General features: G+C 40.2%; 21 protein-coding genes and 1 pseudogene. 8 read left to right on the top strand and 14 right to left on the bottom strand.

What is annotated here, in order from left to right; all coding sequences use genetic code 11:
- From pta to K5Q29_RS01515, 4 genes are read right to left on the bottom strand one after another with little or no spacing between them, the layout of a single operon-like run.
- On the bottom strand, nt 1–975 hold the full coding sequence (pta, locus tag K5Q29_RS01530) for a phosphate acetyltransferase (protein WP_002935239.1): 975 nt from the start codon (nt 973–975) through the stop codon (nt 1–3).
- Between the two features lie 17 nt (nt 976–992).
- Nucleotides 993–1,886, bottom strand: a complete 894-nt coding sequence (locus K5Q29_RS01525; protein ID WP_105139904.1) for an RluA family pseudouridine synthase — start codon at nt 1,884–1,886, stop codon at nt 993–995.
- Nucleotides 1,886–2,704: an NAD kinase gene (locus tag K5Q29_RS01520; RefSeq protein WP_105139905.1), complete on the bottom strand. Its 819-nt coding sequence runs from the start codon at nt 2,702–2,704 to the stop codon at nt 1,886–1,888. The genes K5Q29_RS01525 and K5Q29_RS01520 overlap by 1 nt, the downstream gene beginning before the upstream one ends.
- The gene (locus K5Q29_RS01515) at nt 2,688–3,359 is read right to left on the bottom strand and encodes a GTP pyrophosphokinase family protein (protein WP_002935242.1); all 672 of its coding nucleotides are present in this window, start codon (nt 3,357–3,359) and stop codon (nt 2,688–2,690) included. Before K5Q29_RS01515 ends, K5Q29_RS01520 begins: the two co-directional genes overlap by 17 nt.
- Nucleotides 3,360–3,445: 86 nt before the next feature.
- Between K5Q29_RS01515 and K5Q29_RS01510 the strand changes: the two genes are divergently transcribed.
- From K5Q29_RS01510 to K5Q29_RS01480, 7 genes and pseudogenes are all read left to right on the top strand, one after another.
- On the top strand, nt 3,446–4,012 hold the full coding sequence (locus tag K5Q29_RS01510; protein WP_024400679.1) for a CYTH domain-containing protein: 567 nt from the start codon (nt 3,446–3,448) through the stop codon (nt 4,010–4,012).
- Between the two features lie 144 nt (nt 4,013–4,156).
- Nucleotides 4,157–5,134, top strand: coding sequence for a ribose-phosphate diphosphokinase (locus K5Q29_RS01505; RefSeq protein ID WP_012775438.1), 978 nt, complete (start codon nt 4,157–4,159; stop codon nt 5,132–5,134).
- 11 nt (nt 5,135–5,145) lie between these two features.
- Nucleotides 5,146–6,261 (top strand): cysteine desulfurase family protein, encoded by a 1,116-nt coding sequence (locus K5Q29_RS01500; RefSeq protein ID WP_105139906.1) that lies wholly within the window; start codon nt 5,146–5,148, stop codon nt 6,259–6,261.
- A 1-nt stretch (nt 6,262) separates the two neighbouring features.
- Nucleotides 6,263–6,607, top strand: a complete 345-nt coding sequence (locus tag K5Q29_RS01495) for a DUF1831 domain-containing protein (RefSeq protein WP_105139907.1) — start codon at nt 6,263–6,265, stop codon at nt 6,605–6,607.
- 1 nt (nt 6,608) lies between these two features.
- A complete protein-coding gene (locus K5Q29_RS01490) occupies nt 6,609–6,812 on the top strand; it encodes a DUF4649 family protein (RefSeq protein WP_024378702.1) in 204 nt (67 codons plus the stop codon).
- A 134-nt stretch (nt 6,813–6,946) separates the two neighbouring features.
- Nucleotides 6,947–7,585 (top strand): redox-sensing transcriptional repressor Rex, encoded by a 639-nt coding sequence (locus tag K5Q29_RS01485; RefSeq protein ID WP_002935251.1) that lies wholly within the window; start codon nt 6,947–6,949, stop codon nt 7,583–7,585.
- A 3-nt stretch (nt 7,586–7,588) separates the two neighbouring features.
- A pseudogene (locus K5Q29_RS01480) lies at nt 7,589–8,281 on the top strand (gamma-glutamyl-gamma-aminobutyrate hydrolase family protein).
- Here the strand turns inward: K5Q29_RS01480 and radC are convergent.
- From radC to gyrA, 3 genes are all read right to left on the bottom strand, one after another.
- Nucleotides 8,278–8,958 carry a DNA repair protein RadC gene (gene radC / locus K5Q29_RS01475; RefSeq protein ID WP_002935253.1) on the bottom strand — a complete coding sequence of 227 codons (681 nt, stop codon included), beginning with the start codon at nt 8,956–8,958 and terminating at the stop codon, nt 8,278–8,280. The pseudogene K5Q29_RS01480 and the gene radC sit on opposite strands and share 4 nt — an antisense overlap.
- A 113-nt stretch (nt 8,959–9,071) precedes the next feature.
- On the bottom strand, nt 9,072–9,821 hold the full coding sequence (locus K5Q29_RS01470) for a class A sortase (RefSeq protein WP_105139908.1): 750 nt from the start codon (nt 9,819–9,821) through the stop codon (nt 9,072–9,074).
- 6 nt (nt 9,822–9,827) lie between these two features.
- Complete coding sequence (gene gyrA, locus K5Q29_RS01465; RefSeq protein WP_024383413.1) at nt 9,828–12,272, bottom strand: DNA gyrase subunit A; 2,445 nt, start codon at nt 12,270–12,272, stop codon at nt 9,828–9,830.
- Between the two features lie 188 nt (nt 12,273–12,460).
- On the opposite strand from gyrA, the gene K5Q29_RS01460 reads away from it, so the two are divergent.
- Complete coding sequence (locus K5Q29_RS01460) at nt 12,461–13,444, top strand: L-lactate dehydrogenase (protein WP_105139909.1); 984 nt, start codon at nt 12,461–12,463, stop codon at nt 13,442–13,444.
- Nucleotides 13,445–13,486: 42 nt separating this feature from the next.
- Here K5Q29_RS01460 and K5Q29_RS01455 read toward each other — a convergent pair whose 3' ends face one another.
- The 7 genes from K5Q29_RS01455 to deoC all read right to left on the bottom strand — a co-directional run bounded on the left by K5Q29_RS01455 (nt 13,487) and on the right by deoC (nt 20,344).
- A complete protein-coding gene (locus K5Q29_RS01455) occupies nt 13,487–14,017 on the bottom strand; it encodes a dihydrofolate reductase family protein (protein ID WP_043025703.1) in 531 nt (176 codons plus the stop codon).
- A 401-nt stretch (nt 14,018–14,418) separates the two neighbouring features.
- The gene (locus K5Q29_RS01450; protein WP_221876865.1) at nt 14,419–15,372 is read right to left on the bottom strand and encodes an ABC transporter permease; all 954 of its coding nucleotides are present in this window, start codon (nt 15,370–15,372) and stop codon (nt 14,419–14,421) included.
- 1 nt (nt 15,373) lies between these two features.
- Nucleotides 15,374–16,435: an ABC transporter permease gene (locus K5Q29_RS01445; RefSeq protein ID WP_105139910.1), complete on the bottom strand. Its 1,062-nt coding sequence runs from the start codon at nt 16,433–16,435 to the stop codon at nt 15,374–15,376.
- Nucleotides 16,428–17,963: an ABC transporter ATP-binding protein gene (locus K5Q29_RS01440; RefSeq protein WP_024387432.1), complete on the bottom strand. Its 1,536-nt coding sequence runs from the start codon at nt 17,961–17,963 to the stop codon at nt 16,428–16,430. The genes K5Q29_RS01445 and K5Q29_RS01440 overlap by 8 nt, the downstream gene beginning before the upstream one ends.
- A gap of 194 nt (nt 17,964–18,157) precedes the next feature.
- Nucleotides 18,158–19,225: a BMP family protein gene (locus K5Q29_RS01435; protein WP_105139911.1), complete on the bottom strand. Its 1,068-nt coding sequence runs from the start codon at nt 19,223–19,225 to the stop codon at nt 18,158–18,160.
- An 80-nt stretch (nt 19,226–19,305) separates the two neighbouring features.
- Nucleotides 19,306–19,695 carry a cytidine deaminase gene (locus K5Q29_RS01430; RefSeq protein ID WP_024415456.1) on the bottom strand — a complete coding sequence of 130 codons (390 nt, stop codon included), beginning with the start codon at nt 19,693–19,695 and terminating at the stop codon, nt 19,306–19,308.
- Nucleotides 19,682–20,344 (bottom strand): deoxyribose-phosphate aldolase, encoded by a 663-nt coding sequence (gene deoC / locus K5Q29_RS01425; RefSeq protein WP_024418109.1) that lies wholly within the window; start codon nt 20,342–20,344, stop codon nt 19,682–19,684. The genes K5Q29_RS01430 and deoC overlap by 14 nt, the downstream gene beginning before the upstream one ends.
- Nucleotides 20,345–20,358 lie beyond the last annotated feature (14 nt).

Here is a 20,358-nt window from a genome sequence, read left to right as displayed (position 1 = left end):
TTAACGGTGCTCCAAAGCCTGAACCGCAGTAATCAAGGTCAAGTTGTAAACATCATCAGGGTTACAACCACGAGACAAGTCGTTTACAGGCTGATTCAAACCTTGTAAAACAGGACCTACCGCTGCAAATCCACCCATACGTTCGGCAATTTTATAACCAATATTACCAGCTGAGATACCTGGGAAGATAAATACAGTCGCTTGACCAGCAACACTCGAACCTGGGGCTTTTAATTTACCTGTGGTAGGAACAAAGGCAGCATCAAATTGCAATTCACCGTCCAAATCCAACTCAGGACGCAATTTTTGAGCAATTTTTGTAGCTTCAACAACCTTATCTACTTTAGGACCAGCACCAGAGCCTTTTGTAGAATAGCTGAGCATCGCTACTTTGGGATCAATACCAAACATTTTAGCAGTACGTGCTGAGTTGATAGCGATTTCTGCCAAGGTTTGAGCATCTGGATCAATGTTGATAGCACAGTCACCAAAAATATAACGCTCTTCACCTTTTACCATCAAGAAGGCACCTGATGTTTTCGATACACCTGGCTCTGTTTTAATGATTTGAAGAGCTGGACGAACTGTTGAAGCGGTTGAATGAATCGCACCAGATACCATACCTTCTACTACGCCCATATATACCAACATAACACCAAAGTAGTTAACATCTTTCAACAACTCATGTGCCTGCTCTTCTGACACCTTACCTTTACGGCGCTCTACCAAAGCAGCTACCATCTCATCATATCTATCATAATGAGCTGGGTCAATAATTTCAAAACCTTCTGTAATCCCTTCAATGTCAAGGTAAATCTTAATACGATCTGGGTTTCCAAGCAAGACGGGTACTACATCCGACTCATTTACCAAACGTTTTGTCGCCTGCAAGATACGTGGTTCTTCACCTTCTGGCAATACGATACGTACTTTTTTACCCTCTAGCTTTGTAGCTAATTGCTCAAAAATTTTCATGAACAAACTCCTTAAATTTATTTACTTATTAACTGATTGATAACAGCCTGAAAATCCTCAGGAAGCGGTGCTTCCAAATCAATCCTTTCGGCTGAAAAAGGATTGTCGAAGGCTAAATTATGACAATGTAAGGCTTGACGTTCTATCCCACATTCCAAACTTCCACCATACATATCATCTCCTAACAACGGAAATCCAATGTGAGAAAAATGAACACGAATCTGATGAGTCCGCCCAGTATGTAGTTGAATATCTACTAAATGAATATCTCCCCAAGATTGTACAACACGATAGGAAGTATGAGCATATTTTCCATTCTTTGTCACACAACGAGTAATGATGCTATCTTCTGGACGACCGATAGGGGCAATAATATCCCCTGTCTCTTCTAGCTGCCCATTCCCCTTCACCAAAGCATAATAACGTTTATGAATAAGCTTGGCCTGTAACTGCTTATCGAGTCGTGCGTGGGCATAGCCGTGCTTGGCAAACAGCATGACGCCTGATGTATCCCTATCCAGACGAGTCACAATATGAACCTGCTTATTCTCATAATTCTGCTCAATAAGATAACCTTTTACAAAATTTGCGATTGTGGATGAATGCAAGGCAGAAGGAATGGAGGCGTAGCCAACCGGCTTATTTATCGCCAGAAAATGGTCGTCTTCATAGACGATATCCAGCGGATAAGAAATCGATTTCAAACTTCCCGTTAAATCCTCCTCAGCTGGTATGTCAATTGTAACCCTATCTCCAATATCTAGCAAGTAAGTTGCATTGCGTTCGATATCATTGACCCAAATATTGCCGCCTGTGTACTTGATTTTGGCCAACAAACCTTTTGAAACACCGTGTTTTTTCAAAAAAGTTTTAATTTTAGTATGCTGGTCCGCAATAAATTCAAACCGCATTACTCCACCTCTCCAATAAAGGCATCCTTCACACGATTCCAAAAACTAGTATGACTCGGTGTTGCAACAAAGTGAATCTTATACTGATCAATCTGGTACTCAATTTTTTCAATGTTGTCATAGACAAAAGTCTTATTGTCCACCGCAATCGAGTAACGGTCACTATGCTTTGGTTCAATCACAATCTTGTCTTTTTTAGGGACAACAACGGATGAACCCAAGGTGCGGTAAACACGATTGTTCAAACTTGCCACTTCTGCAATCTGCAATGCCTCGATTGTTGGATGTAAAACAGCACCACCTAATGACTTGTTATAAGCTGTTGAGCCTGTCGGCGTTGAAACCGAAATTCCATCCCCTCTAAAGCGTTCGAAGGGCACATTGTTAATAATAATATCTGCGACCATGGTCTTAGAAAGACGTTTTACTGTCGCCTCATTTAAGGCACGCGCCTCGACAATGCGGCCATCTGTCATCTTGACCTTAACATTTAAAATCGGATACGATACTCTAGCACCTGTATCAAGCTTAAGATTTTCAATCAGCTTGTCCACTTCAAAATCGCGATAATCTGTATAAAACCCCAAATGACCCGTGTGAATTCCTACAAAACGTACACGATCAATCAACTTTTCATATTTGTGAAAAGCAGATAAAAGCATCCCATCTCCACCGATAGAAATGACAATATCTGGATTTTTAGGAGTCAAAATAAAATTTGCTTCTTTTAACTTTGTCCATAATTCTTTGGACACCGCTTCACTCTTAGGATTTCGACTAGCGAGCAGAGCGATTTTTTTTCTACCTGTATTCTTCATCTGTATCATCACTGTTGCCCACACCGTCATTCAGTTTGCGATAGGCAGGATCAAATAAGGCCTGCGCTTCTTGAATGTCGTTGCGGATTTTTCGCATCTCCTCATCTAATTCATAGGCAATTTTTGCTGTAACTTCCAAGCGTTTCTTGATTTCTTCTGGAAAATTCCCCTTATATTTATAATTCAGAGAATGTTCAATTGTAGCCCAGAAATTCATGGAAAGGGTTCGAATCTGGATCTCTGCCAGAACCGTCTCGTTGCCATTTATAGTATCCACAGGATACTCAATCACCACATGATATGAACGGTAGCCAGAGGCTTTCATATTGTTGATATAATCCCGTTCATGCACAATTTGCATATCCTTGCGTTTCCGCAAAATAGCTAATACTTCTTCAATGTCGTCCACAAATTGAACCATAATCCGAAGACCGGCAATATCTTGCATATCTTGAGCAAGATTTTCCAATTTGATATGTCGCAGGGCCATTTTTTCTTTAATGGATTCAATCGGTTTTACCCGTCCTGTGACAAACTCAATTGGAGAATGCCGATTAGCCTTGCGATACTGCTTGCGAATCCCCCGCAGTTTGATTTTCAATTCACCAACTGTCTGAATATAGGGGTCTAAAAATTCTTCCCAGTTAAAGTCCATACGGCCCCTTTCTTGTCAAAACTTTTAAATTGTATTAGAATAACACAAAGACTAATCTATTATAACACATTGAAAGGGTTTACTGCATGAAAAACCACCTTGAAATTGAGTATAAAACCTTACTGACCAAATCCGAATACAAACGCCTGCTTACTGACTTTTCAGATGTGAGCCCAATTCTTCAAACAAACCACTACATTGATACCCCAGACCTAGATATGAAGAATCACCGCTTTTCACTCCGTATTCGTACATTTGAAGACTCAGCAGAACTAACCTTAAAAATTCCACAAGAAGTCGGAAATCAAGAATATAACCAAGTTCTAGACATCCAAACTGCTTATCATTTACTGGAAAATTTTCAACTACCAGCAGGACAAATTTCTGACATTATTTCTACAACAGAGATTCCACTTGATAAACTTGCTGTCTGGGGAAGCCTCACGACAAAACGCTATGAGAAACAGACATCTATAGGTCTTATGGCCCTCGATGAAAATGATTATGTGGGACAAAAAGATTATGAATTAGAAGTCGAAGTGACCGAAGCAGATGCAGGGAAGATTCTGTTTGATGAATTCCTTAAGAAGAAATCAATTCAATTCAAATATGCTAGTAGTAAGGTCGCACGAACAGCTGCCTACATGAAATAACTATAAAAAATCAGCCAAATAAGGTTGATTTTTTAGTTTCACTACTGAAAATTTTTCATTTTTTTGATAGAATAGAACTATCTATTGTAAAAAATACTTTTATGTCATCATAAAAGCTCAGTGTGTAAAAGGAGTTACTTTAAAATGGTACAACCACTCGGTGAACATAACATTAAATTATTCTCACTCAATAGCAACCGTGATATTGCTGAAAAAATTGCTGATTCTGCTGGAATTCCTCTTGGAAAACTGTCTTCTCGTCAGTTTTCTGATGGTGAGATTCAAATTAACATTGAAGAATCTGTACGTGGCGTAGACGTCTACATTATCCAATCAACAAGCTATCCGGTCAATAACCACTTGTGGGAATTATTGATTATGATCGATGCTTGTAAACGTGCTAGTGCCAACACCATTACAGCGGTCATCCCTTATTTTGGCTATGCTCGCCAAGACCGTACCGCTTCTCCACGCGAACCAATTACAGCTAAATTAGTTGCAAATATGCTGGTTAAAGCTGGTGTCGACCGTGTATTGACTCTTGATTTGCACGCTTCACAAATTCAAGGTTTCTTTGACATTCCAGTGGACAATCTCCTTACAGAACCACTTTTTGCAGCCTACTACATGGAAAAAGGACTCTGCGGAGAAGATGTCGTCATTGTGAGTCCTAAAAATTCTGGTATCAAACGAGCTCGTAATATCGCTGAATTTCTAAATGCACCGATTGCGATTATCGACTACGCTCAAGATGATTCTGAACGTTCTGAAGGCTATATTATTGGTGATGTTGCTGGTAAAAAAGCTATTTTGGTGGACGATATTCTCAATACTGGTCGCACTTTCTCACAAGCTTCAAAAATTGTCCAAGAAGGTGGTGCTACTGAAATTTATGCAGTTGCCAGCCATGGCCTCTTTGCGGGAACTGCAGCCCAACTCTTAGATGAAGCACCAATCAAAGAAATATTAGTTACCGATTCTGTTGCAAGCAAAGAACAGCATCCTAAAAATATCGCCTTCCTAACAGCTAGTGACTTGATTGCAGATGCCATCCACCGCATCCAAGAACATCAGCCACTCAGCCCACTTTTCAAATTTACTAGTCCTGAAAAAGAAAACTAGGAGTAAACTCTTTGATTTATTTAGATAATGCAGCGACCACTGCTCTATCTCCTACTGCACTCCAACGGATGATGGAAGTGGCTCAAGAAAATTATGGAAACCCCTCCAGTATCCATCAAAGCGGTCGGAAAGCCAATCAATGTCTTAGACAAAGTCGTCAAGAGATTGCTCAGATTCTCTCCGCCTCTCCTGAACAAATTATTTTCACATCTGGAGGCTCCGAAGCTGATACATTAGCTATTCAAGGCTATGCACTTGCACATCAATCCAAAGGAAAACACCTGATTACTACGGCTATCGAACACCATGCTGTCCTCCATACCATGCAATATCTAGAGGAGCGGTTTGGGTTCGAGGTAACCTATATCCAACCAGTCGATCAAGTAATCACCGCTCAACAAATTCAGGATGCCCTTCGGCCAGATACTATTTTAGTCAGCGTCATGTTTTCTAACAATGAGACTGGTCAGCTACTTCCCATCAAGGAAATTGGAGAGCTTCTAGCCGATCATCAGGCCGTCTTTCATGTAGATGCTGTCCAAACAATTGGAAAAATTGCAATTTCTCCCTCTGACTACGGAATTGACTTGCTCGCGGCTTCTGCCCATAAATTCCATGGTCCAAAGGGGATGGGATTCCTGTATAGTAAAGTTCATAAATTTGATTCCTTGATCCACGGCGGAAAGCAGGAACAGCAACATCGAGCAGGTACTGAGAATCTCCCTGCTATTGCTGCTATGGCGACTGCCCTAACAGAACAATATGAGTCCTTAGATACGCATCATCAACATGTCAGTGAACTGCGACAACATATTATCGAGGGATTGTCTGGCTTAGACTATTATCTCAATCAGGCTGGACCTCATCTCCCTCATGTCCTTAATATCGGTTTTCCTGGTAAACTTAATGAACAACTCCTTATGCAACTAGATTTAGCAGGTATCGCTGTTTCTAGTGGTTCTGCATGTACGGCAGGTGTTGTCCAAAATAGCCATGTTTTAGAAGCTATGTATGGAAAAGACTCCCATCGTCTGAAAGAATCCATTCGTATCAGCCTATCTGAAATCAATACAAAAGAAGAGATAGATACTCTTATCATCGAACTAAAGAAAATACTTGGAGGTTAAAATGGCATTCCAACAATCAGTTACCTTAAAAGATTGTAATTTTACTTATCACATTAACCCTGCTATCAAAAAATATACACTCCGTGATAACACCTTTGAACAAAGCAAAGCAGGTCACTATCAGCTTACACGTCTTCTGGAAGAAATTCCAAATTCAAACCAAGGATTCCTCTTGAAAATTATTATCAATCAAGACCTAACAGGTTTTAAAATTAACATTACCGACAAGTCTGGTCTTCATCTGGTAAACATTTTTAAGCCAGAAAGTAACAAGGTTATTCAAGAAAAATTCTATTTCCTCATGGATAGCTTGATTGACCGTGACATCTTTACAAAAGAGGGTTAGTATGATTGAAATTCACTATCTTGACGCTTACAAGCAAGAACGTATCCAAACATTTGAGAATAAAGATGCAGCCATTCTGGCTTTTTCCGGTTGCTTAACCCTCCCAGACTATTATCCAGTTACCAGCATTACACAAGACGGACAAGCTCTGGATTACAAAGGGACAATCGGGGATCTCTATCGCTATTTACAAACACTAGATTAGACAGTTTCCTGTTTAATCTTTTTTTAAAATCAATCTGTTGATTTTTTCACAAACTTGGACTAGAATAGAATAAAGAACTGTTTAATATATAAATAATCAATAAAGCGTATTCTATCGAAATAAAGGAGTCTAAAGTGAAAAACGATAAAAAATCTGATATTCCACGCGCAACTGCCAAACGTCTCTCCCTCTACTATCGCATTTTTAAACGTTTCTATGCAGGAAATATTGAAAAAGCTAGTTCAAAAGAAATTGCTGAAGCTATCGGAATCGACTCAGCTACCGTCCGCCGAGATTTTTCCTATTTTGGAGAGCTTGGTCGTCGTGGCTTTGGCTACAATGTCAAAGAGTTGATGGATTTCTTTGCGGATATTCTAAATGATACCTCCATCACCAATGTTATGCTTGTTGGAGTTGGGAATATGGGGCGGGCCTTGCTACACTATCGCTTCCACGAACGAAATAAAATGAAAATAGTCATGGCTTTTGAGGCAGATGATAATCCAGCTGTTGGAACGACAGATGAAAATATCCCAATCCATGCAATCTCAGAAATCAAGGAACGTATCAGCGAAGCAAACTCTCAGACAGCCATTCTAACGGTACCCAGCGTCAAGGCACAAGAAGTGACCGATATTCTTGTTGAAGCTGGTGTTAAGGGGATTCTGAGCTTTTCGCCAGTTAACTTGTCTGTCCCAAAAGATGTCGTTGTTCAGTATGTTGATTTGACTAGTGAATTACAAACACTACTCTACTTTATGCGAAAAGGATAAGCAATGAAAAAACCAGTTATTGGTATTTCTGGAAATGAATATAAAACAGGGGATCATACAGAACCCCTGCTTTCTTATACTCAGACTTGCCTCGTACAAGCTATTGAAGATGCTGGCGGACTCCCACTCATCCTTCCTGTTACAGAGCCTGATTTGGCAAAATATTATATCCATCTTATTGATAAACTCATCCTAACAGGAGGACAAAATGTCCAGCCAAGTTACTATCACGAAGAAAGGACTATTGACAGCGATAATTATTTACCAAAGCGTGACGAGTTTGAATTAGCCCTCATAAGGGCTGCCCAAGAAAATCAGAAACCTATCTTCGGTATCTGCCGAGGTCTACAGCTCTACAATGTAGCTCAAGGTGGTAGCCTTCATCAATCAATTTCTGAACATTGGCAAGACATAGACGGACAAGAAGTCAGTCAAACGATTCAACTGACTCAAAATAGTCCACTTTACGACATATATAAGTCCGATCCGAGTGTAAACTCATTTCACCGCCAGGCTATCAAAGACTTAGCACCTGACTTAGAAATCATTGCACTATCAGATAATCAATAGATTATTGAAGCAGTTCATTCAGCCTACCCAACTAAATTTTTAGGGGTTCAATGGCATCCTGAACTACTCTACGGTAAACGTGAGATTGAAAAAGATCTCTTCCACTATATTGTCAATAAACTTTAAAATAACTCACTTTCTTCTCTGAAAGAATAGTAATCCTTATTTCCAACAATTAAATGATCTAATAATACCAGTCCTAGCTTTTCGCAGGACTCTTTTAAATTCTCCGTAAATAGCAAATCATTCCTACTCGGTTGTACTGAACCCGACGGGTGGTTATGAACGATGATAATCGATGTTGCCATACATTTTACTGCGTAATGCAAAATTTCACGTGGTTCTGCAATGCTACGATTAACACTCCCAATAAAAATCGTTTTTTGACTGATAATCTGGTTCTGTGTATTGAGATAAAGTGCAACTAGATGCTCCTGCTTCTTATGCCCGATTTCATGAATCATCTTACGTCCCAACTTCTCACTTCCCAAAATTCTCTCATTTAAGAGTAGCTCTGATTGATTGATACGTTTTCCAAGTTCAATCATAGCCTTAATTTCAATCGCCTTAACGCGCCCAATTCCAGTCAAACTTTGCAATTCTTCAATTGATAATTCTCTTAGAGCCGCTAAACTCTCCAAACGATTCAATAATTTATTGGAGAGAATAGAAACAGGTTCTTTTTTTGTCCCAGTTCTAATAAAAATTGCTAGTAATTCCTGATTACTGAGACGCTCAGCTCCAACTTCTACTAAACGTTCTCTAGGTAGAATGGCCTCTTCTTTAAATTCAATTTGATACATAATTTCCTCCTCACCTATCTATTCGTAAAATCTTGCAAAAAAAGAAGCCATATAAAACCAAAGAATATCTCCTCAGTTCTATACCACTTCTTTATTCTTAATATATAGATGTTTTATTGTCCATAATCATACTGATTATAACTCTTATTGAAGGAATCTAAGATGTCTTTTGCCGTTTCATTATATGGAGTGGTTGATTCAAGAACTCCTTTTACAACAATACGTTGCGTAGCATAATAGTCCGTACATGTCACTAACGTAACTTCTGTACGTCCTTCTACATCATCAATGACATAGACACTTTCAGGCGAAACAATTTCCACACTATCAATAACGTAGGTGTAAACATTGGTCTTGTCAGTAATATAGATTTTCATGCCGTTTTTAGCACGATCAAGCGGTGAAAAGAGAACATCTGCCGCACCAGTTACACCAAAAATATGGTGGCTGGCCAACGCATAATTTCCTTTCCCCATCTCTTGGTTTTCCTTCATGGTACCAGCTCCATACATGAGCGAAGTATTGAAGACCCCTTTAAAAATAGGAAGGTTGATACCAAGCTCGGGAACCGCAATTCCACCAATTACAGGTAAGCGTTGTGCATCCCACTGAGCTGCTAAAATAGCCTCTGTAGAAATAGACTGAACCTGATCGAAATCAAATGTTGTCTCAGCCTGTTTATTCTTTTCGATATCCTCTGTCGTAACATTGCTAATCTGGTATTTATTCGTATTCCAGCCGATAATAAAATTACGGATAGAGGTGTTGAATATCAACGCTAGGGAAATCAGTATCAATACAACTGTTAAAAGATTGCGCCAAAAAGAACCTTTACGCTTCTTCTTTTTTTCACGTTTTGACATGATTATTTATTCCTTTTCTTCTTTAATTTCGGCAGCATCTACCAAGGCAAAGGTCATGATTTTCGCTTCATCATTCAAGCGCATCACTTTTACACCCATGGTTGAACGACCAGTTTGAGAGATATTGGCAACACTTGTACGAATAATCACGCCAGTATCAGTAATAACCATAATATCTTCATCACCAGATACCGTTGTCAAACCTGCTAGAGAGCCATTCTTATCAGCAACTTTAAGAGTCTTGATACCCTTACCACCACGACCTTTGGTTGGATACTCACTGGCTGGTGTACGTTTACCAAAACCTTTTTCCGTCAATACGAGTACTTCTTGGTCATCAGAAATCATAGTAGCGCCAACTAACTGGTCTCCCTCGCGTAAATTGATACCACGAACACCTGTTGCTGTACGGCCCATATTACGAACATCTGTTTCAGTGAAACGTACAGAATAACCGAACTTAGTCCCCATAATAATGTCTGCTTGACCATTTGTTAAGAAAACATTGATGAGTTCATCGTCTTCTTTCAAATTCAAAGCTTTCAGACCGCTCTGGCGAATATTGGCAAATTCTGACACACTAGTCCGTTTTACAACACCTTGGCGGGTTGCAAAGAAGAGATAACTATCTGCCTCCTGGTCCTTAGTTACATTGATGATGGTTTGAATTGCCTCGTTTTCTTCCAATTTAAGCAAATTGACTACTGGAAGTCCCTTTGCAGTACGACCATATTCTGGGATTTCATAGCCTTTGAGACGGTAAACACGTCCCTTGTTAGTGAAGAAGAGCAAGCGATCATGAGTGCTTGTAGAAACTAATTCTCGTACAAAATCATCATCCTTGACGCCAGTTCCTTGAACCCCACGTCCTCCACGCTTCTGAGCTTGAAACTCATCCTGTGCTAAACGCTTGATGTAGCCTTGATTTGACAAGGTGATTAAAACATCCGTTTCTTCAATCAAGTCCTCATCTTCAAGGGAAAGAACTTCACCAACCATCAATTCTGTACGGCGTGGGTCAGCATATTTACGTTTGACTTCTTCTAATTCGTCTTTAATAATCTGAACAACACGCTCAGGCTTAGCTAGAATATCAGCCAAATCTGCAATCAATGCCACTAACTCATCATATTCTGATTGAATCTTGTCGCGTTCCAAACCTGTTAAACGACGAAGACGCATATCAAGAATAGCCTGACTCTGACGTTCAGAAAGGTCAAATTTCTCCATCAATTCAGCTTGAGCAATAGCATCAGTTTCTGAATTACGGATAATACGAATGACTTCATCAATATGGTCAAGTGCAATCAGCAAGCCTTCTAAGATATGAGCACGCGCTTCAGCCTTTTCTTTATCAAATCGTGTACGGCGAGTGACTACTTCTTTTTGGTGTTCAATATAAGACTCTAGAATCTGACGTACAGAAAGGATTTTCGGTACACCATTTTGGATGGCCAACATGTTGAAACTAAAGTTGGTTTGAAGCTGTGTTTGTTTAAACAAATTATTCAAGATGACGTTGGCTGAGGCATCACGACGAACTTCGATAACAAATCGTACACCCTCACGGTTGGATTCGTCTCGAACAGCAGTGATTCCTTCAATACGTTTTTCTTGGACTAATTTGACAATATGTTCTTGAACCTTGGACTTATTGACCATGTATGGAAACTCTGTAACAACAATGCGTTCACGACCATTTCCATATTCTTCAATTTCTGTGCGGGAACGAAGAACTATTGAACCTTTACCAGTTTCATAAGCACGGTGAATTCCAGATTTCCCCATAACCAAGGCACCTGTCGGAAAATCTGGTCCAGGCAAGACTTCCATAATCTCACGTGTTGTTACCTCGGGATTGTCCATAACCAGCTTAACTGCCTCGATAGTCTCACCCAAGTTGTGTGGAGGAATGTTGGTAGCCATACCAACGGCGATACCAGTCGTTCCGTTAACTAGAAGGTTAGGGAAACGAGCAGGTAAAACCTCAGGCTCACGTTCACTCGCGTCATAGTTATCCGCAAAATTTACCGTATTCTTGTTAATATCACGAAGCATTTCAAGCGCAATCTTGCTCATGCGTGCTTCTGTATAACGCTGAGCGGCTGCTCCGTCGCCATCCATGGAACCAAAGTTTCCGTGACCATCAACTAACATGTGACGGTAGCTCCACCATTGTGCCATACGAACCATTGCTTCGTAAATCGCACTATCTCCATGCGGGTGATATTTACCCATAACATCCCCTGTGATACGGGCTGATTTTTTATGTGGTTTATCCGGTGTAATTCCTAATTCATTCATCCCATACAAAATACGGCGATGAACCGGCTTCAGACCATCACGTACATCAGGCAGAGCACGTGAAACGATAACACTCATCGCATAGTCGATGAAGGATGATTTCATCTCATTGGTCAGATTAACCGTTACTAAATTTTTATCTTGCATTATATGCCTCTTTCAACAGTCATTGTGCTTCTATTATACCATATTGGCGAATAAATTTCTTTGTTGGAAACTAGCATGTAAACATTTTCAAAGGCGCTTTCACAAGTGACAAAAAGCTTAAAACATGCTAGAATGTATTATGGTCGGGATGAAGTCATCCCCAAATAAAACTAAGGAGATGTTTAGCAATGACTGCAACTAAACAACACAAAAAAGTAATCCTTGTCGGTGACGGTGCCGTAGGTTCTGCTTATGCTTATGCTCTTGTTAACCAAGGGATTGGTCAAGAATTGGGTATCATCGATATCAACAAAGACCGTACTCAAGGTGATGCAGAAGACTTGAGCCACGCATTGGCCTTCACATTCCCTAAAAAAATCTACTCTGCTGAGTATTCAGATGCTCATGACGCAGACTTGGTTGTATTGACAGCTGGTTTGCCACAAAAACCAGGTGAAACTCGCCTTGAATTGGTAGAGAAAAACCTTCGTATCAACCAACAAATCGTTACAGAAATCGTTAACTCTGGTTTCAACGGTATCTTCCTTGTTGCGGCTAACCCTGTTGACGTATTGACTTACTCAACTTGGAAATTCTCTGGTTTCCCTAAAGAGCGTGTTATCGGTTCTGGTACTTCTCTTGACTCAGCTCGTTTCCGTCAAGCATTGGCTGAGAAAATCGGTATCGACGCACGTTCAGTTCACGCTTACATCATGGGTGAGCACGGTGACTCAGAATTTGCAGTTTGGTCACATGCCAACGTTGCTGGTGTGAAATTGTACGACTGGTTGCAAGATAACCGCGATATTGATGAGCAGGGTCTTGTTGACTTGTTTGTATCTGTTCGTGATGCAGCCTACTCAATCATCAACAAAAAAGGTGCAACTTACTACGGTATCGGTGTTGCACTTGCACGTATCACTAAAGCAATCTTTGATGATGAAAATGCAGTACTTCCATTGTCAGTTTACCAAGCTGGCCAATACGAAGGTGTTGAAGATGTCTTCATCGGTCAACCTGCTATCATCGGTGCCCACGGTATCGTTCGTCCAGTCAATATCCCATTGAGCGAAGCTGAATTGCAAAAAATGCAAGCATCTGCTAAACAATTGAAAGACATCATCGATAATGCTTTCGCAAACCCAGAAATTGCAGCTGGTGTAAAAAACTAATTATATAAAATAGTAAAAAAGGTGAGCAATAGCTCGCCTTTTTTACTTTCTAATATCATAACGTAACATAGCAATTCCATCTGTGACAGTTGACTCTACCAAGAGCAATTTCTTTTCTTCCAAAAGTGAGGCGAAAAGTGGAATACCGTCACCCAAAATAGTAGGAATAATCCCAATAATAAGGTGATCAATCACTCCCGCCTCTAAACAATCCTGAACCAGACTTGCCCCACCAAACAACCAAATATCTCCACCTTCTTGAGAGCGAAGTTCCATAATCTCCCCGATGACGTCCCTTACGAAACGCACATTACCATAGTCCGTCTGCTCAGTATGACTCGCAACGATAAATTGCTTTTCCTGATGTCCTTCAATCATTTCCAACGGACAATCTTCTAATGATTTTCTCCCCATCACAACTGTATCACAGTTGTTAAAGAATTTTTGATTATCAAACTGTAAGACCGTATCGTATTTATCGGTACCATGTCCTTCAATCCAATCGTAGCTTCCATCCTTACGTGCAATAAATCCATCTAAACTCATTGCAATATTTAACACCAATCGTCTCACAATTAACCTCATTTCATACCTTAGTGACAAACTATTATACCAGTCATTCTTCCTATTCTCAACCAAAAGTCCCTGTAACTCCTCTTCCTTTGAATAGGACAATTATTCATTTCCTGTATAGCAAAGAACATGATAAAAAGGTCCACTGGACCTTTCAAAACCTAGACAAATTCCTAAAAATATATAAAAAATTGAAGAAGTTTGCGAAAGATAGCAAGTCATTAAACTCTTAGAAACATTGATATTTCGGCGTTTCTGAGAGCTTTTTTATTTTCAACATAAAGAAAAAAAGATTGAAGAAAATTGACCAAAATGGACTTTTTCTTCAATCTGAAAGGTCCACCGGACCTTATTCGCTTTCGTATTTTCAAGCTCATGATAAAAAGGTCCACTGGACCTTTTTATTTAGATTTGATATAGTTGATACCGTCTGCCTTAGGAGCGACTGCTTTACCAAAGAAAGCAGACAGGGCAATAACAGTAATCAAATATGGTGCAATTTGAAGATAAACCGTTGGAATATCTTTCAATCCTGGTAATTGTCCACCCACTACTGCTAAACTTTGCGAAAGACCGAAGAATAGACTGGCAAGCATAGCGCCAATTGGATTCCACTTACCGAAAATTACAGCTGCTAGAGCGATGAAACCTGAACCTACGATTGTTGTTGCAGAGAAGTTGATATTCACTGATTGAGCACTTACAGCTCCACCAACACCACCAAGGAAACCAGCAATCAACACACCTGCATAACGCATAGCGTAGACATTGATTCCCAAAGTATCCGCTGCCTGCGGATGTTCACCTACTGAACGAAGGCGCAAACCGAACTTGGTTTTATAAAGGATGAACCAAGCAAGAAATGCTGTTGCAATAGCTAAATAACCCATCAAGCTTGTATTTTTGAAGAAAATTTCACCAATGATTGGAATATCTGCCAAGATAGGGAATGAAAATTTACCAAATGATTCAGTAATACTATCAGTTTGACCCTTATTATAGATAACCTTGACTAGGAAAACTCCCAATGCTGGAGCCAAAAGGTTCAACACCGTACCTGAGACAACGTGGTCTGCACGGAAATTAATCGTCGCCATCGCATGAATAGCGGCAAAGATAACACCAGCAAGACCTCCTACAATAACAGCTAATAATGGAGTAGCATTACCAAATGTCCCTGCAAATTCGATATTGAAAACAACACCAGCAAAGGCACCGATAACCATGATTCCTTCTAGACCAACGTTTACAATACCACCGCGTTCAGAGAAAACTCCTCCAAGACTGGTAAAGATTAAGGGTGCTGAATAAATCAACATTTGCGAAATGAGTAAGGCAAGAATTGAAACATTCATCTTATTTCGCTCCTTTCGCTTTATTTCTAGATTTTAATAATTGTTCAAAAATAAATTTCACACCGATAAAGAAAATGATTGATGCAGTAACAACGTTGATCAATTCAGGTGGAATCTGTGCACGTACCATACCTGGGGCACCGACAGAAAGAACACCGAATAGAAAGGCAGCCAATGGAATACCTAACGGTGAATTAGAAGCTAAAAGCGCTACTGACATACCATTAAAACCAATATCCAAGTTACCGCTTTGGATGTAAACGTTTTGGAAAGTACCCAAACCTTGGATAGCTCCCCCAAGACCCGCAAGAGCACCTGAAATAATCATAGATAGAATAATTGTACGTTTCGCAGACATACCCGCATAATCCGATGCTGTTGGGTTAAGCCCCACTGAGCGAATCTCAAAACCAAGAGTCGTTTTGGTCAATAGGAACCAAATCACAAAAACTGCAATAATGGCAAAGAAAATACCAATATTCATACGTGAGTTATCTGTCAATGCACGGAGCCACTCTGTTTGGTAAGAGGCATTTGCTGACACGTTAACTGTCGAGTCTGTATTCTTCATCAAACTATCTGCAAATACATCACGAATGATATAGTTACATGAATAGAGTAAGATGTAGTTCATCATAATCGTAACGATCACTTCACTTGTTCCCAAATAGGCACGTAGAATACCTGGAATAGCTCCAGCAATACCGCCTGCCAACATAGCAATCAAGACTGTTCCCAAAATCAAAACTGGACGTGGTAAGTCAGGATTCGCCAAGGCAAACCATCCAGCAAAAACCCAACCAACATAGGCCTGACCAGACAAACCAACGTTGAAGAAACCTGCACGACTAGCTACTGCGAAACCAAGAGCAGTGAAAACAAGTGGTGCCATTGCACGGAAAATTTCACCAATTGATTTGATATTACCAAAAGCTGAATAGAATAACTCTTCATAGCCCCAAATTGGATCGTAGCCAAAAACAAGCATGACAATCGCTCCAAGTAGGATACCGCTGACCACAGCCATTAATGGAAGGGTCAAATTCTTATATTTATTAAGCATGTTCTTCTCCCTTCTCAATATGTCCACCTGCCATCAAGACACCTAACTCTTGTTTATTGGTCTTAGCAGGTTCAACAATACCATGGATGACACCATCATGGATAACAGCAATTCTATCTGATACATCCAAAATTTCATCCAATTCGAAGCTGACAACAAGAACAGCCTTACCCTTATCACGTTCTGCAATGAGACGCTTACGAATATACTCAATAGCACCAACGTCCAAACCGCGTGTTGGTTGGCTAACAATGAAAAGGTCTGGGTTGCGATCGATTTCACGCGCGATGATAGCTTTTTGCTGGTTACCACCTGAAAGAGCCTTGATTGGAACGAGTTCACTCGCCCCACGAACGTCAAATTCTTCCATTAACGCGCGTGCTTTTTCATTAATGATATTATAGTTCAAGATACCATTTTTTGAAATCGGTTCTTTATAGTAAGTTTGAAGCGCAAAGTTCTCAGCAACAGTCATCGGAAGAACGAGTCCATCGCGATGGCGATCTTCGGGAACGTGGCTCACTTGCATTTCTGTAATTTTACGTGGAGTTTTACCAACTACCTCCTCACCTTTGATAGTGATTGAGCCAGATTTTACCTTACGTAAGCCAGTGATTGCCTGAATCAACTCACTTTGACCGTTTCCGTCGATACCGGCAATACCAACAACCTCACCTGCTCGAACATCAAGCGACAAGCCCTTAACTGCTGGAATACCACGGTTTTCATTGACAACCAAATCCTTAATTGATAAAATGACTTCTTTAGGATTTGCTTCAACTTTCTCTGTTTTAAAGGAAACGGAACGTCCAACCATCCACTCAGCCAAATCTTGGTTTGTTGCTCCTTCAACGGCAACTGTTTCGATTGATTTACCTCGACGAATAACTGTTACACTATCGGCAACTGCACGAATTTCATCCAATTTGTGCGTAATCAAAATAATAGATTTACCTTCTTCAACCAAGGCTTTCATAATTTTCAAGAGCTCTGCAATTTCCGCAGGGGTCAATACAGCTGTCGGCTCATCAAAAATTAAAAGGTCGGCTCCACGGTAAAGTGTTTTAAGGATTTCTACACGTTGCTGTGCACCCACAGAAATATCTGCAACCTTTGCAGTTGGATCAACTTCAAGACCATACTTAGCAGAAAGTTCTTTTATTTCTGCGATAGCTTTTTTAAGGTCAATCACGCCACCTTTGGTAGTTTCAGAACCAAGAATGATATTCTCGGCAACTGTGAAAGCATCAACCAACATAAAATGTTGGTGCACCATACCAATACCCAATTGGGCAGCTTTGGATGGAGAGTCAATCTTCACGGATTGACCGTTGATAACAATTTCACCGCTTGTAGGTTCCAACAAGCCAGCAAGCATGTTCATCAGAGTAGATTTACCCGCACCATTCTCACCAAGAAGGGCATGGATTTCACCACGTCTGACATTCAAATTGATGTGGTCATTTGCTACAAATTCACCAAATATCTTAGTGATATTGCGCATTTCAATGACATAATCCTTAGTCATAATCTATTATCCTTTCTGACTATAGCCTTCTGAAAATTCTTCAGTACTACTTTGAGTACTTAAAAACTCTTCATCAACTATACCATTTTTGTCAGTAAAACCTACCATAGCTGATAGGCTTTACTGAGAAAAATCTCAGCCCGAAAACGGCGCCCCGTCGGGTCGCCGAATCGGAATTGTCAAAAAGAAATTCATTAAGGTTTTTCAGGAACTTCTACTTTGCCATCCAAAATTGCTTGTTTAGCATCTGCAACTGCTTTAGAAGCATCTTCTGAAAGGTTAGTTTCCGCCAATTCAACACCTTTATCTTTCAATGAGAATTGAAGTACTTTACCGCCAGGGAAATCACCTGCAGCTGCCTTAGTTGCAATATCTTTAACTGAAGTACCAACTTGTTTCAATGTTGAAGCCAATACAAAGTTAGAAGACTTACCATCTTTAGAAGTGTATGTACCTTCTGCTGATTGGTCACGGTCAACACCGATTACCCAAACTTTATCTGCTTCATTACGAGTTTCGTTTTCTGCTTTAGCAGCTGCAAATACACCGTTACCAGTACCACCAGAAGCGTGGAAGATAACATCTGCACCTGCAGCATATTGAGCAGCTGCAAGAGTTTGACCTTTGGCAGCATCACCAAATGAACCTGCATAGTCAATTGTAATCTTGATGTCTTTGTTTACAGACTTAGCACCAGCAACGAAGCCAGCTTCAAAGCGATCGATGATAACACCTTCCATACCACCGATGAAACCTACGTGATTTGTTTTAGTTGATTTAGCTGCAGCAACACCAGCAAGATATGATGCTTCATGGTCTGCGAAACCTACGCTAACTACATTGTCTTGATCTGGAACAACACTATCCACGATTACATAGTGTGTATTAGGATTATTTGGTGCAACCTCAGCAATCGCACTCTCCAAGGCAAAACCAATACCGAACACAAGATTGTAACCACCAGCAACAGCTGAATCAAGGTTTGTGATATAATCTGATTCACTAGCTGATTGGAAGTAATCGTAGCCATTACCTTTGGAAAGACTAGCTGCTTTACCCCACTCTTGAAGACCTTCCCAAGCAGATTGGTTAAATGAACGGTCATCAACACCACCAATGTCAGTAACGATAGCAGCTTTCACAGATGTGTCCGCTGATGAAGATGCTTCTGAGCTACTGCTTTTTGAAGCACGGTTACCACATGCAGCCAAAGATACAGCCGCAACAGCTGCTAGACCAAGTCCTACAAGTTTCTTGTTCATTTCTGAACCCTCCTAAAAATCTTTTTGCAACTAAATTGTTGCAGAGTAATATTGCTACAGTCAAATGACTGTCATACAGACTATGTTAAGTCTGTAAAGGAATATGGTAGTAATTCCCCGACTGTCGTCTCGACTGTCGATTTATCTTTAGCGACCAAGGTCACTTTTAAATCCTTATCAAAAAATTCTGCCATAACTTGGCGACAAGCTCCACAAGGAGATATTGGTTTTTCTGTTTTACCATAAATTACGATTTCAGAAAAATCTTTCACACCTTCAGAAATGGCCTTGAAAATAGCTGTCCTTTCAGCGCAATTGGTCAAACCAAAACTTGCATTTTCAATGTTTACACCTGTAAATATTTCCCCAGTCTTAGCTACAAGAACTGCACTAACTGGAAACTTTGAGTACGGTACGTATGCTTTTTGACTGTTTTTTACAGCTAATTCAATTAAATCAATAGTCTCCATCCGCCTGTGCTCCATTCATGATTGCCACGCCTGATGACGCACCAATACGAGACGCTCCTGCTTCGATAAAAGCAATAGCATCTTCATACGAACGTGCACCACCAGAAGCCTTCACTCCCATGTCAGGACCTACTGTTTTTCTCATCAAGGCAACATCCGCTACTGTAGCACCACCTGTAGAAAATCCTGTAGATGTTTTAACATAGTCCGCACCAGCTTCTTGAGATAATTGACAAGCCTTCACTTTCTCATCGTCAGTAAGGAGACATGCTTCAATGATAACTTTGACTAGTTTATCACCACTTGCTTCTACAACAGCTTTAATATCCTCCAAAACCAAATCGTAATTTCCAGTTTTCAGAGCACCGATATTGATAACCATGTCAATCTCATCTGCTCCATTTGAAATTGCGTCTTTTGTTTCGAATGCTTTTACAGCAGGTGTGTTTGCTCCGAGAGGGAAACCAATAACCGTACAAACTTTTACATCACTATCTTTCAAGCTTTCAGCTGCTAAAGCAACCCAAGTTGGGTTAACACAGACACTTGCAAAATCATATTCTTTTGCTTCTGCTAAAATTTTTTCAACCTGCTCTTGTGTTGTCTCAGGTTTCAAGATTGTGTGGTCAATATATTTATTCAATTTCATAGCTTTCTCCGTAC

The sequence above is a fragment of the Streptococcus sp. 2018037 genome (genome assembly GCF_019754195.1).
GTDB lineage: Bacteria > Bacillota > Bacilli > Lactobacillales > Streptococcaceae > Streptococcus > Streptococcus hashimotonensis.
This window is presented reverse-complemented; position numbering and strand designations above follow the sequence as displayed.

What these genes read in the sequence shown, in the direction of transcription:
- K5Q29_RS01470 (WP_105139908.1), bottom strand. Translation starts at nt 9,821, where the DNA reads ATGTCAAAACGTGAAAAAAAGAAGAAGCGTAAAGGTTCTTTTTGGCGC.
- pta (WP_002935239.1), bottom strand. Translation starts at nt 975, where the DNA reads ATGAAAATTTTTGAGCAATTAGCTACAAAGCTAGAGGGTAAAAAAGTA.
- radC (WP_002935253.1), bottom strand. Translation starts at nt 8,958, where the DNA reads ATGTATCAAATTGAATTTAAAGAAGAGGCCATTCTACCTAGAGAACGT.
- K5Q29_RS01490 (WP_024378702.1), top strand. Translation starts at nt 6,609, where the DNA reads ATGATTGAAATTCACTATCTTGACGCTTACAAGCAAGAACGTATCCAA.
- K5Q29_RS01520 (WP_105139905.1), bottom strand. Translation starts at nt 2,704, where the DNA reads ATGAAGAATACAGGTAGAAAAAAAATCGCTCTGCTCGCTAGTCGAAAT.
- gyrA (WP_024383413.1), bottom strand. Translation starts at nt 12,272, where the DNA reads ATGCAAGATAAAAATTTAGTAACGGTTAATCTGACCAATGAGATGAAA.
- K5Q29_RS01525 (WP_105139904.1), bottom strand. Translation starts at nt 1,886, where the DNA reads ATGCGGTTTGAATTTATTGCGGACCAGCATACTAAAATTAAAACTTTT.
- K5Q29_RS01515 (WP_002935242.1), bottom strand. Translation starts at nt 3,359, where the DNA reads ATGGACTTTAACTGGGAAGAATTTTTAGACCCCTATATTCAGACAGTT.
- K5Q29_RS01495 (WP_105139907.1), top strand. Translation starts at nt 6,263, where the DNA reads ATGGCATTCCAACAATCAGTTACCTTAAAAGATTGTAATTTTACTTAT.
- K5Q29_RS01460 (WP_105139909.1), top strand. Translation starts at nt 12,461, where the DNA reads ATGACTGCAACTAAACAACACAAAAAAGTAATCCTTGTCGGTGACGGT.
- K5Q29_RS01505 (WP_012775438.1), top strand. Translation starts at nt 4,157, where the DNA reads ATGGTACAACCACTCGGTGAACATAACATTAAATTATTCTCACTCAAT.
- K5Q29_RS01450 (WP_221876865.1), bottom strand. Translation starts at nt 15,372, where the DNA reads ATGAATGTTTCAATTCTTGCCTTACTCATTTCGCAAATGTTGATTTAT.
- K5Q29_RS01440 (WP_024387432.1), bottom strand. Translation starts at nt 17,963, where the DNA reads ATGACTAAGGATTATGTCATTGAAATGCGCAATATCACTAAGATATTT.
- K5Q29_RS01430 (WP_024415456.1), bottom strand. Translation starts at nt 19,695, where the DNA reads ATGGAGACTATTGATTTAATTGAATTAGCTGTAAAAAACAGTCAAAAA.
- K5Q29_RS01510 (WP_024400679.1), top strand. Translation starts at nt 3,446, where the DNA reads ATGAAAAACCACCTTGAAATTGAGTATAAAACCTTACTGACCAAATCC.
- K5Q29_RS01435 (WP_105139911.1), bottom strand. Translation starts at nt 19,225, where the DNA reads ATGAACAAGAAACTTGTAGGACTTGGTCTAGCAGCTGTTGCGGCTGTA.
- deoC (WP_024418109.1), bottom strand. Translation starts at nt 20,344, where the DNA reads ATGAAATTGAATAAATATATTGACCACACAATCTTGAAACCTGAGACA.
- K5Q29_RS01445 (WP_105139910.1), bottom strand. Translation starts at nt 16,435, where the DNA reads ATGCTTAATAAATATAAGAATTTGACCCTTCCATTAATGGCTGTGGTC.